This is a genomic window from Streptococcus pseudopneumoniae (assembly GCF_001072925.1).
In the GTDB taxonomy this organism is placed as follows: domain Bacteria; phylum Bacillota; class Bacilli; order Lactobacillales; family Streptococcaceae; genus Streptococcus; species Streptococcus pseudopneumoniae_Q.
Map to the genome: position 1 here is coordinate 1 of NZ_JVHE01000110.1, position 12,924 is coordinate 12,924.

Genomic DNA, 12,924 nt, shown 5'->3' on the forward strand with positions numbered 1-12,924 from the left:
TAATATCGAGTAGTTTTGTGATAAAATGTAATTGTTCCATATGATTCTTTCTAATGATGGTTTAGTCGCTTTTCATTATAGATCTTATGGGACTTTTTTTCTACACAAAATAGGCTCCATAATATCTATAGGGGATTTACCCACTACAAATATTATAGAGCCCATAAAGATGAAATCCTATTTCTGTTGCGACAGCTTGTTTACCTCTGACATGCACTCTGCGCACGCCAAAAACACTCTTTAATCTACCAAAACGGGTTCAACATCAATTTTCCGTTTGGCATAGATCGAGAGCCTTCTTCACTATGTAATGTTTGCTTAAGGAGTTCCTTAAAGTAATTCCAAGTTGGATTATAATGGATTTGTTTCTGATTCCCACTATCTATTTTAGCCAACTGTTCTAACTCAGGAGTATCTTGAACTTTATCCGCCTCATAAATCTTGAAATCACGTTGAAAATCATACTTATCGGTTTGACTAGAGTAGTTCTTAAAGGAATAAACTATGCCATCGGGCTTTATAAACTGGTCCGTGTCCTCAAGATATTCCCAGTTCATTGGGTTATCTGTGCTCGTTTAGTACTTTTTAGTCAATTTTGATTAGGTTGTTGGCATGTTTACTGGAGTGGAAGTTATTAATCGTTTTATAGCTAACATAGGTATCTTGCCTCAATCATTTCATAGGAATGACTTCTTCGTTCATTTGAACGATTTTACGTCCAGAGAACACTTGACGAGCATAAGCGAACAGGGTCATCTTCATGAGCATGGCTGGATGAAAGGCAGGGAGGCCAGTGTAGGAGGTCTCTTCCAATAGAACTTGACTAGGAATACTGTCCACATAGAGGCTAATCATTCTCGTTCGTGAATTAGTGGAATATCGTAGGCAAGATTCATTTCCAAACTTAACTGAGTTTTTGGTGGTTTTAGTAGTGGTTCAACTTGATTCCTACTATTCTTGATGGTGTGAATTTGCTTATAATGTATTCCAGTTAACCACGAAAGCTTTGGATTTTATAAAATTAACACAGGTTAAAAAACAAATTAATGTGTGTTAATTTTTTCTTGACTTAAATTTTTTTAATTGATATACTATTTTTCAGAGAGCTAACAATTATATATAAATGTACTACTCTATTTCCTAGATGATACTTCATAAAACTTTTTATAACAAAGGCTAGCAAAGTTAAAGTTTTCTATCTTTAGGAAGTTAAATAAATATGTAAGGAATTAAAATGAAAAAAAGTACAGTATTGTCATTAACCACAGCTGCAGTTATTTTAGCAGCATATGTACCTAACGAGGTAGTCTTAGCAGAAACATCTAGTTCTGAAGATGCTGTAACTATCTCTGATAAAGAAAAAGTAGCAGTAGATAAGGAAACAGAAAATAAAGAGAAACATGAAGATATTCATAATGCTATAGAAACTTTAAAGCATACTGAAGAGAAGAAAACAACAATTATTGAGGAAAAAGAAGTTGTTAGTAAAAATCCTGTGATAGACAATAACACTAGCAATGAAGAAGCAAAAATCAAAGAAGAAAATTCCAATCAATCCCAAGGAGATCATGCGGACTCATTTGTAAATAAAAACACAGAAAATCTCAATAAAGAAGATAAAGTTGTATATATTGCCGAATTTAAAGATAAAGAATCTGGTGAAAAAGCAATCAAGGAATTAGCCAATCTTAAGGATACAAAAGTTTTATATACTTATGATACCGTTTTTAACGGTAGTGCTATTGAAACAATCAAATCTAATCTGGACAAAATTAAACTAATAGAAGGTATCTCATCGGTTGAACGATCACAAAAAGTCCAGCCCATGATGAATCATGCTAGAAAGGAAATTGGAGTTGAAGAGGCAATTGATTACCTAAAGTCTATCAATGCTCCATTTGGTAAAAATTTTGATGGTAGAGGTATGGTCATTTCAAATATCGATACCGGGACAGATTATAGGCATAAGGCCATGAGGATTGATGATGATGCTAAAGGCTCAATGAGATTTAAAAAAGAAGACTTAAAAGGTACTGATAAAAAATTCTGGTTGAGTGATAAAATCCCTCATGCGTTCAATTATTATAATGGTGGTAAAATCACTGTAGAAAAAGCTGATGATGGAAGCGATTATTTTGATCCACATGGGATGCATATTGCCGGGATTCTTGCGGGAAATGATACTGAAAAAGATATCAAAAACTTTAACGGAATAGATGGAATTGCTCCTAATGCACAGATATTCTCTTATAAAATGTACTCTGACGCAGGATCTGGCTTCGCAGGAGATGAAACAATGTTTCATGCTATTGAAGATTCCATCAAACACAATGTCGATGTTGTTTCAGTATCATCTGGCTTTACAGGAACAGGTCTTGTAGGTGAGAAATATTGGGAAGCTATTAGAGCGTTAAGAAAAGCAGGCATTCCAATGGTTGTAGCTACGGGTAACTATGCGACTTCTGCTTCAAGTTCGTCTTGGGATTTAGTAGCAAATAATAATCTGAAAATGACAGATACTGGAAATGTAACACGAACTGCAGCACATGAAGATGCGATAGCAGTCGCATCTGCTAAAAATCAAACAGTTGAGTTTGATAAAGTTAACATAGGTGGAGAAAGTTTTAAATACAGAAATATAGGGGCCTTTTTCGATAAAAATAAAATTATGACAAATGAAGACGGTTCAAAAGCTCCTAGTAAATTAAACTTTGTATATATAGGCAAGGGTCAAGACCAAGATTTGATAGGATTGGATCTTAAGGGCAAAATTGCAGTAATGGATCGAATTTATACCAAGGATTTAAAAGATGCTTTTAAAAGAGCAACGGATAAGGGCGCACGCGCCATTATGGTTGTAAATACTGTCAATTACTACAACAGAGATAATTGGACAGAGCTTCCAGCCATGGGATATGAAGCGGATGAAGGGACTAAAAATCAAGTATTTTCAATTTCAGGAGATGATGGTGTAAAGCTATGGAACATGATTAATCCTGATAAAAAAACTGAGGTTAAAAGGAATAATAAGGAAGATTTTAAAGATAAATTGGAGCAATACTATCCAATTGATATGGAAAGCTATAATTCCAATAAACCGAATGTAGGTGATGAAAAAGAAATTGACTTTAAGTTTGCATCTGACACAGACAAAGAACTGTATAAAGAAGATATCATAGTACCAGCAGGATCCACATCTTGGGGGCCAAGAATAGATTTACTTTTAAAACCTGATGTTTCAGCACCAGGTAAAAATATTAAATCTACTCTCAATGTCATTAATGGGAAATCAACTTATGGCTATATGTCAGGGACTAGTATGGCAACTCCAATCGTGGCGGCTTCTACTGTTTTGATTAGGCCCAAGTTAAAGGAAATGCTTGAAAGACCTGTCTTGAAAAATCTTAAGGGAGATGACAAAATAGACCTTACAAGTCTTACAAAAATAGCCCTACAAAATACTGCACGGCCTATGATGGATGCGACTTCTTGGAAAGAAAAAAGTCAATACTTTGCATCACCTAGACAACAGGGAGCAGGGCTAATTAATGTTGCCAATGCTTTGAGAAATGAAGTTGTAGCGACTTTCAAAAACACAGATTCTAAAGGTTTGGTAAACTCTTATGGTTCTATTTCTCTTAAAGAAATAAAAGGAGATAAAAAATACTTTACAATTAAGCTTCACAATACATCAAACAGACCTTTAACCTTTAAAGTTTCAGCATCAGCGGTAACTACAGATGCTCTAACTGATAGACTAAAACTGGATGAAACATACAAAGATGAAAAATCTCCAGATGGGAAGCAAATTGTTCCAGAAATTCACCCAGAGAAAGTAAAAGATGCAAATATTACATTTGAGCATGACACTTTCACTATAGGCCCAAATTCTAGCTTTGATTTAAATGCGGTTATAAACGTTGGAGAGGCTAAAAATAAAAATAAATTTGTAGAATCATTTATTCATTTTGAGTCAGTGGAAGAAATGGAAGCTTTAAACTCCAATGGTAAGAAAACAAATTTCCAACCTTCTTTATCGATGCCTCTAATGGGATTTGCTGGGGATTGGAATAAAGAACCAATCCTTGATAAATGGGCCTGGGAAGAAGGTTCAAAATCAAAAACAATGGAAGGTTATGATGATGATGGTAAACCAAAAATTCCAGGAACCTTAAATAAGGGAATTGGTGGAGAACATGGTATAGATAAATTTAATCCAGCAGGAGTTATCCAAAATAGAAAAGATAAAAATACAACATCCCTAGATCAAAATCCAGAATTATTTGCTTTCAATAACGAAGGGATCAACGCACCATCATCAAGTGGTTCTAATATTGCTAAAATTTATCCTTTAGATTCAAATGGAAATCCTCAAGATGCTCAACTTGAGAGAGGATTAACACCTTCTCCACTTGTATTAAGAAGTGCAGAAGAAGGATTGATTTCAATAGTAAATACAAATAAAGAGGGAGAAAATCAAATCGACTTAAAAGTCATTTCGAGAGAACACTTTATTAAAGGAATTTTAAACTCTAAAAGAAATGATGCAAAGGGAATCAAATCTTCTAAGCTAAAAGTTTGGGGTGACTTGAAATGGGATGGACTCATCTATAACCCTAGAGGTAGAGAAGAAAATGCACCAGAAAGCAAGGATACCAAAGATCCTGCTACTAAGATAAGAGGTCAATTTGAACCGATTGCAGAAGGTCAATATTTCTATAAATTTAAATATAGATTAACTAAAGATTATCCATGGCAGGTTTCCTATATTCCTGTAAAAATTGATAACACCGCCCCTAAGATTGTTTCGGTTGATTTTTCAAATCCTGAAAAAATTAAGTTGATTACGAAGGATACTTATCATAAGGTAAAAGATCAGTATAAGAATGAAACGCTATTTGCAAGAGATCAGAAAGAACATCCTGAAAAATTTGACGAGATTGCAAACGAAGTTTGGTATGCTGGCGCCGCTCTTGTTAATGAAGATGGAGAGGTTGAGAAAAATCTTGAAGTAACTTATGCAGGTGAGGGTCAAGGAAGAAATAGGAAGCTTGACAAAGATGGAAATACCATTTATGAAATTAATGGTGCAGGAGATTTAAGAGGAAAAATCATTGAAGTCATTGCATTAGATGGTTCTAGCAATTTCACAAAGATTCATAGAATTAAATTTGCTGATCATGCTGATGAAAAGGGGATGATTTCCTATTATCTAGTAGATCCTGATCAGGATTCATCTAAATACCAAAAACTTGGCGAGATTGCCGAATCTAAATTTAAAAATTTAGAAAATAGAAAAGAGGATAGTCTTAAAAAAGATACAACTGAAGTAGAACATCATCAAGACAATGAAGAATCTATCGAAGAAAAATCTAGCTTGACTATTCATAAAACTATTTCAACAATTAGAGATTTTGAAAGCAAAGACTTAAAGAAACTCATTAAAAAGAAATTTAGAGAAGTTGATGACTTTACAAGTGAAACTGGTAAGAGAATAGAGGAATACGATTATAAATACGATGATGAGGGGAATATCATTGCTTATGACGATGGTAGTGCCTTACAATATGAAACTGAAAAACTTGATGAAATCAAATCAAAAATTTATGGTGTTCTAAGCCCATCTAAAGATGGACACTTTGAAATTCTTGGAAAGATAAGTAATGTTTCTAAAAATGCCAAGGTATATTATGGCAATAACTATAAATCGATAGAAATCAAAACAACCAAGTATGATTCACATTCAAAAACGATGACATTTGATTTATACGCTAATATTAATGATATTGTGGATGGATTAGCTTTTGCAGGAGATATGAGATTCTTTGTTAAAGATGATGGTCAGATAAAAGCTGAAACTAAAATTAGAATGCCTGAAAAAAATAAGGGAACTAAAGCAGAATATCCCTATGCATCAAGTTATGGGAATGTAATAGAATTAGGAGAAGGAGATCTTTCAAAGAATAAACCAAATAATTTAATTGAAATGGAATCTGGTAAAATTTATTCTGATTCAGAAAAACAACAATATCTATTAAAGGATAACATCATTCTAAGAAAAGGCTATGCACTAAAAGTGACTACCTATAATCCTGGAAAAACGGATATGTTAGAAGGGAATGGAGTCTATAGCAAGGAAGATATAGCAAAAATCCAAAAGGCTAATCCTAATCTAAGAGTCTTATCAGAAAAAATAATTTATGCTGATAGTAGAAATGTTGAAGATGGAAGAAGTACTCAATCAGTATTAATGTCGGCTTTGGACGGCTTTAACATTGTAAGATATCAAGTGTTTACCTTTAAAATGAACGATAAAGGGGAAGCAATCGATAAAGATGGAAATCTTGTGACAGATTCTTCTAAACTTGTATTATTTGGTAAGGATGGTAAAGAGTACACAGGAGAGGATAAGTCCAATGTAGAAGCTATAAAAGAAGATGGCTCTACGTTATTTATTGATGCAAAACCAGTAAATCTTTCAATGGACAAGAACTACTTTAATCCATCTAAATCTAATAAAATTTATGTACGAAATCCAGAATTTTATTTAAGAGGTAAGATTTCTGATAAGGGTGGTTTTAACTGGGAGTTGAGAGTTAATGAATCGGTTGTAGATAATTATTTAATCTACGGAGATTTACACATTGATAACACTAGAGATTTTAACATTAAGCTTAATGTTAAAGACGGTGACATCATGGACTGGGGGATGAAAGACTATAAAGCAAACGGATTTCCAGATAAGGTAACAGATATGGATGGAAATGTTTATCTTCAAACTGGCTATAGCGATTTGAATGCGAAAGCGGTTGGAGTACACTATCAATTTTTATATGATAATGTAAAACCTGAAGTAAGCATTGATCCTAAGGGAAATACTAGTATCGAATATGCTAACGGAAAATCTGTAGTCTTTAACATCAATGATAAAAGAAATAATGGATTCGATGGTGAGATTCAAGAACAACATATTTATGTAAATGGAAAAGAATATAAATCATTTGATGATATTAAACAACTAACAGACAAGACACTAAACATTAAGATTGTTGTAAAAGATTTCGCAAGAAATACAACCGTAAAAGAATTCATTTTAAACAAAGATACGGGAGAGGTAAGCGAATTAAAACCTCATACGGTGACTGTGACCATTCAAAATGGAAAAGAAATGAGTTCTAAGATAGTGTCGGAAGAAGATTTCATTTTACCTGTCTATAAGGGTGAATTAGAAAAAGGATATCAATTTGATGGCTGGGAAATTTCTGGTTTCGAAGGAAAAAAAGACGCTGGCTATGTTATTAATGTATCAAAAGATACCCTTATAAAACCTGTATTCAAGAAAATAGAGGAGAAAAAGGAGGAGGAAAATAAACCTACTTTTGATGAATCGAAAAAGAAAGATAAGGTGCAAGTTAATCATAATCAATTAGATAAAAGTCACAGAAAAGAGGATTTACAAAGAGAAAATCATTCACACAAATCTGATTCAACTGAAGGTGTCAAAGCTACAGTTCCTGTACAAGTAAATTATAGTCAATTAGATGAAAGTCAAAGATCTGATTCAACTAAGGATGTTACAGCTCCAGTTCCTGATAAAAATGATAAAAACTTTGAAAATAAGAAAGAAGTTTATCTTAATGAACCAGAGAACATAGCTAATAAACATACTAATATTGATAGTAAGTCAACTACTAATAATACTGATAGATTACCAAAAACCGGAACAGTTAGCGAAGTCTTCACGTCATTGGTTGCCGGAATAATGTTTACCTTAGGTGCATTTCTTGGATTAAAGAAAAAAGATCAAGATTAAGACAAAAGCTATAGAAAAATGGTTTGTGTACTGAGATTAGATAGTGTGATGATGAGACAATTTTGTGAAAATAGCCATTTATAACTCAATTATTTAGTTTGCTTTGATAGTGATACTCTTTTTGGATTTATTAATGGACTTAGCTTAGATAACTAATGAATTGATTGAAAGGGTTAATATTGACAAATAGTGATCACATTGATTAGAAACTAGAGTCTATCAAAATTTAAATTATAAAACATGACATGAGAAAACGAGCATCTCCAAGAACGGAAATGCTCGTTTTTGAGATTTAGAAGCTAGTTTTTATGTAGCTTCTTATTTTTGTAGTTTTAATTTGTAAATCATTTTAGACAAGTTTACTGATTGAAGTGAAGTCACGTTCCAAGCCTTCTGCAACTGGTTGGCTGGTGAGGTATCCTTGATAGGTTGTCACACCTTCAAGCAAGCCTGCGTCTTCTAGGATAGCTTTCTTAAATCCTTTTCCTGCCAAGGCTTCGATATATGGGAGAGTCACATTTGTAAGGGCGATAGTAGAAGTGCGAGCAACTGCTCCAGGAATGTTAGCAACGGCATAGTGAAGAACACCGTGTTTTTCATAGACTGGTTCATCGTGAGTTGTCACACGGTCAGCTGTCGCTATAACACCACCTTGGTCAACAGCAACGTCAACAATGACAGAACCAGGACGCATTTGTTGTACCATTTCATCTGTCACCAATTTTGGAGCTTTGGCACCAGGAATCAAAACTGCACCGATAACAACGTCTGCTTCACGCACACTTGCTTCAATATTAAATGGGTTAGACATCAAAGTTTGGATTTGGTGACCAAAGACATCTTCTAGGACAGAGAGGCGTTTAGCGCTGATATCAAGAATGGTTACTTGAGCTCCCAAACCTAGCGCAATGCGGGCTGCGTGTGTACCAACAACACCACCACCGATGATGGATACTTTTCCTTTTGGAACACCAGGGACACCACCGAGTAGAACTCCTGAACCACCAGCTTGTTTAGTCAAGAAATGAGCACCGATTTGGACTGCCATACGACCAGCTACCTCACTCATTGGAACGAGAAGCGGAAGTTGTCCTTGAGTATCACGGACTGTCTCATAAGCAACACCCGTTGCTTTAGCTGCAAGCATTGCATCTGCCAATTCTGGAGCAGCCGCCATGTGTAAGTAGGTGAAAAGAAGTAAATCCTCACGCAAGAACTGGTACTCACTAGCAAGGGGTTCCTTCACTTTAACAACTAATTCTGCTGACCAGGCTTCAGCAGCAGTAGCGACAATTTCAGCTCCTTGCTTTTCATAGTCAGCATCAGCAAAACCAGAACCAAGTCCAGCATTTGTTTCGATGAGGACTCGGTGACCACGACCAACAAGACTCTGTACACCAGCAGGTGTCAAAGCAACACGATTTTCATTATTTTTAATTTCCTTTGGAATTCCAATTAACATAGGATAACTCACTTTCTATTAAGCTATTTTAATTTATGTATCACATCATTCTTTAGAGTTTTTGTGATGACTTTATTGTATATGAAACCGTTTTAAATTGCAAGAAAAACTTGTAAACCTATTTCTTTTATGTTATTCTTTTAGCAACCTATTTTGGGAGGTGCAATCATGGAATCACTATTTATCAAACTAGCGAAGCATCCCATTATCGAAACAGAGCGCTTAGTACTTAGGCCTGTAACACTTGACGATGCAGAAGCTATGTTCGAGTATGCTTCAGATAAAGAAACTACGCGCTATACTTTTCCAACCAATCAAAGTTTAGAGGAAACTAAGAATAATATTGCTCAGTTTTATCTAGCCAATCCCTTGGGCCGATGGGGTATTGAACTAAAAAATAGTGGAGAGTTTATCGGAACTATTGACTTGCACAAGATCGATACTGTTCTTAAGAAGGCAGCCATTGGTTATATTATCCATCAAAAATATTGGAATCAAGGTTTGACAACTGAAGCCAATCGTGCCGTCATTAAACTGGCCTTTGAAGAAATTGGAATGAATAAGTTGACAGCCCTTTACGATAAGGATAATCCTGCTTCAGGAAAGGTCATGGAGAAATCAGGCATGCGCTTCTCTCACGAAGAACCTTATGCTCGTATGGACCAGCATGAAAAAGGTCGTATCGTGACAAGAGTGCATTATATCTTGACCAAGGAAGATTATTTTTCAAATAAGTAAGCAGTTGAAAAGATTTTTCAGCTGTTTTTTCTTTGCCTTACGAATAAGATAAGAGAGGAGAAAATATGGAAGAACTTATTGAGAAAATCAAAGAATATAAAATCATTGTTATCTGTGCTGGTTTGGGTTTGGTCTTGGGTGGATTTTTCCTCCTAAAACCAGTCGCTCAAACACCTGCTAAGGAAAGTAATTTGCAGTCTGAAGTTATAGCTGTTCCAAAGGATTCGACGGATGAAAAGGAAGATGGAAATCAGAAGGAAGAAGTGGTGGAGCAAGATCTGATTACTGTCGATGTCAAAGGGGCTGTCAAAACACCAGGGATTTATGATTTGCCAGTTGGAAGTCGTATCAATGATGCTGTTCAAAAAGCTGGTGGACTGACAGATAATGCAGACAGTAAATCTATCAATCTTGCTCAGAAAATTAGTGACGAAGCACTTGTCTATGTTCCAACTAAGGAAGAAGCTACCAGTCAAGCAACACAATCAAATGCTTCTAACAGCAAGGAAAATAAGAAAGTCAATCTCAATAAAGCCAGTTTAGAGGAACTGAAACAAGTCAAAGGCTTAGGTGCTAAACGTGCTCAAGATATTATTGACCATCGTGATTCCAACGGTAAGTTTAAGTCAGTTGATGAGCTCAAAAAGGTTTCTGGTATTGGTGCAAAAACGATAGAAAAGTTAAAAGAGTATGTTACAGTGGATTAGTCGCTTTCCAATTCCAAAAATCTATCTCAGTTTTCTTTTGCTATGGCTCTACTATGCTATCTTTTCAGCGAGTGTCTTAGCACTTTTGGGCTTTGTCTTTTTACTAGTCTGCCTCTTTTTCCAATTTCCATGGAAAACTGTGACCAAGGTCCTCTTGATTTGCAGCATATTTGGGAGTTGGTTTATTTTTCAAAAATGGCAGCAAGAAGAAGCCAGTCGGAATCTTGTAGACACGGTTGATACATTGAGAATATTACCGGATACCATCAAAGTAAATGGTGATAGCTTATCTTTTCGTGGCAAGGCTGACGGTAGACTCTTTCAGGTCTATTATAAACTTCAGTCAGAAGCTGAAAAGGAAAAATTTCAAGACTTATCTGAACTACATGAAATGGTTGTGAAAGGCAAGTTAGCTAGTCCTCAAGGAGCCAGTAATTTTGCGGGTTTCGATTATCGAAATTATCTCAAAACACAAGGAATTTATCAGACCTTGACTATATCCGAAATTGTGGAATTAAAGCAAATTTTCAGTTGGGGTATTGGAGAAAATCTATCAAGTTTGAGGAGAAAAGCAGTTGTCTGGATTAAAAGGAATTTTCCCGATCCCATGCGCAACTATATGACCGGTCTTTTATTGGGGCATTTGGACACAGACTTTGTGGAAATGAATGAACTTTATTCCAGCCTAGGGATTATTCATCTTTTTGCTTTGTCTGGAATGCAGGTCGGATTTTTCATGAATGCTTTTAAAAAGTCACTCTTGCGATTGGGCTTGACACAAGAGAAGTTCAAATGGCTAGCTTATCCCTTTTCTTTGTTTTATGCAGGCTTGACAGGATTTTCAGCTTCAGTTATTCGTAGTCTTCTACAAAAGTTATTGGCTCAGCATGGCTTTAAGTCACTGGATAATTTTGCTTTGACGATTCTTATTCTATTTCTTATCATGCCGAACTTTTTCTTAACTGCTGGGGGAGTTCTTTCCTGTGCTTATGCCTTTATCCTGACAATGACTGGTGAGGAAGTAGCAGGGATAAAAGGTCTGGTTAGAGAGAGTTGCATTATTTCTTTGGGAATTTTGCCAATTTTATCATTTTATTTTTCAGAATTTCAACCGTGGTCCATTCTCTTGACATTTGTCTTTTCATTCTTGTTTGACATGGTCCTATTGCCACTTTTATCGATTATCTTCTGTCTGTCATTTATATATCCCATCACCCAGTTCAACTTTCTCTTTGAATGGCTTGAAAACATCATTCGCTATATTTCTCAGCTATCTACGAGGCCTCTTGTTTTTGGTCAGCCGAGTCTTTGGATTTTAATCCTTCTTTTGATTACTTTAGCTCTCATCTATGACTATCGAAAGAATTTGAAAAAAATATCTATGCTTGTCATAGTTGCCATCTCATTCTTTTTAGTAACCAAGCATCCACTAGAAAATGAAATCACAGTCCTAGATATGGAACAGGGACGAAGTATTTTCCTAAGAGACATGACAGGAAAGACCATACTACTGGATGTCGGAGAAAAATCTGAACGTGACAAGAAAGAAGTCTGGCAGGAGAAAGTTATTACCAGTAATGCCAAACGTAGTTTAATTCCTTATCTGAAAAGTCGAGGAGTGGCAAAGATTGATCAGTTGGTTCTGACGACCAGTGATACTAAGCAGTTAGATCATGTGTTAGAAATCAGTAAAGCCTTCCAGCTTAGAGAGATTCTAGTAACTGAAGAAACTTTATCTAAGAGAGAATTTATAGATAAGCTGAAGGAGAGCAAAGTCAACCTACGTTCAATTAAAAAAGGAGACAGCTTATTTGTTTTTGGGAGTAGTTTGGAAGTAATCGAAACTCAAAATAAGGATAAAAATGATTCAATTACAATGTATGGAAAGTTACTAAACCAAACCTTTCTAGTTACTGGCAATATAGAGGAGAAGTTTTTAACGAGTCATTATCCAAAACTCCAAGCAGATGTAGTGATAACTCATCAGCAAGCATCGAAGAAAAAGACAGATGGTGAGGTCTTCAAAACTTTACAAGCTAAAATCACAGTCATTTCGGTAGACAAGAAAAAATCATTTAAAGTTAAAAATGGGGAGAATAACCAAGAAGATAAAGAACTTGAGAATTTGGTATTAAAAACTGACAAAAAGGGAGCTATTCGTTTTAAAGGCTGGACTACTTGGAATGTTGAAACTGTTCAATAAT

5 protein-coding genes and 1 pseudogene are annotated in these 12,924 nt (G+C 35.2%); 4 read left to right on the forward strand and 2 right to left on the reverse strand.

The genetic code is table 11. The annotated features are described in order from the left end of the window. Positions 1-172 precede the first annotated feature (172 nt). Positions 173-896, reverse strand: a pseudogene (locus ADH81_RS11335) (transposase); the annotation flags it as partial. Between the two features lie 338 nt (positions 897-1,234). Here ADH81_RS11335 and ADH81_RS08335 point away from each other — a divergent pair. Further along, positions 1,235-7,813 carry a S8 family serine peptidase gene (locus ADH81_RS08335; protein ID WP_049528164.1) on the forward strand — a complete coding sequence of 2,193 codons (6,579 nt, stop codon included), beginning with the start codon at positions 1,235-1,237 and terminating at the stop codon, positions 7,811-7,813. 349 nt (positions 7,814-8,162) lie between these two features. Here the strand turns inward: ADH81_RS08335 and ald are convergent, their stop codons facing one another. Then, entirely contained in the window at positions 8,163-9,275 is a 1,113-nt protein-coding gene (gene ald / locus ADH81_RS08340) for an alanine dehydrogenase (protein ID WP_049528166.1), read from the reverse strand. Between the two features lie 168 nt (positions 9,276-9,443). Between ald and ADH81_RS08345 the strand changes: the two genes are divergently transcribed. From ADH81_RS08345 to ADH81_RS08355, 3 genes are all read left to right on the forward strand, one after another. After that, positions 9,444-10,013 carry a GNAT family N-acetyltransferase gene (locus tag ADH81_RS08345; protein ID WP_049528167.1) on the forward strand — a complete coding sequence of 190 codons (570 nt, stop codon included), beginning with the start codon at positions 9,444-9,446 and terminating at the stop codon, positions 10,011-10,013. 65 nt (positions 10,014-10,078) lie between these two features. Further along, a complete protein-coding gene (locus tag ADH81_RS08350; RefSeq protein WP_049528175.1) occupies positions 10,079-10,720 on the forward strand; it encodes a helix-hairpin-helix domain-containing protein in 642 nt (213 codons plus the stop codon). Continuing rightward, entirely contained in the window at positions 10,704-12,923 is a 2,220-nt protein-coding gene (locus ADH81_RS08355) for a ComEC/Rec2 family competence protein (protein WP_049528178.1), read from the forward strand. Before ADH81_RS08350 ends, ADH81_RS08355 begins: the two co-directional genes overlap by 17 nt. Position 12,924: the final 1 nt, after the last annotated feature.

What these genes read in the sequence shown, in the direction of transcription:
- ADH81_RS08335 (WP_049528164.1), top strand. Translation starts at nt 1,235, where the DNA reads ATGAAAAAAAGTACAGTATTGTCATTAACCACAGCTGCAGTTATTTTA.
- ald (WP_049528166.1), bottom strand. Translation starts at nt 9,275, where the DNA reads ATGTTAATTGGAATTCCAAAGGAAATTAAAAATAATGAAAATCGTGTT.
- ADH81_RS08345 (WP_049528167.1), top strand. Translation starts at nt 9,444, where the DNA reads ATGGAATCACTATTTATCAAACTAGCGAAGCATCCCATTATCGAAACA.
- ADH81_RS08350 (WP_049528175.1), top strand. Translation starts at nt 10,079, where the DNA reads ATGGAAGAACTTATTGAGAAAATCAAAGAATATAAAATCATTGTTATC.
- ADH81_RS08355 (WP_049528178.1), top strand. Translation starts at nt 10,704, where the DNA reads ATGTTACAGTGGATTAGTCGCTTTCCAATTCCAAAAATCTATCTCAGT.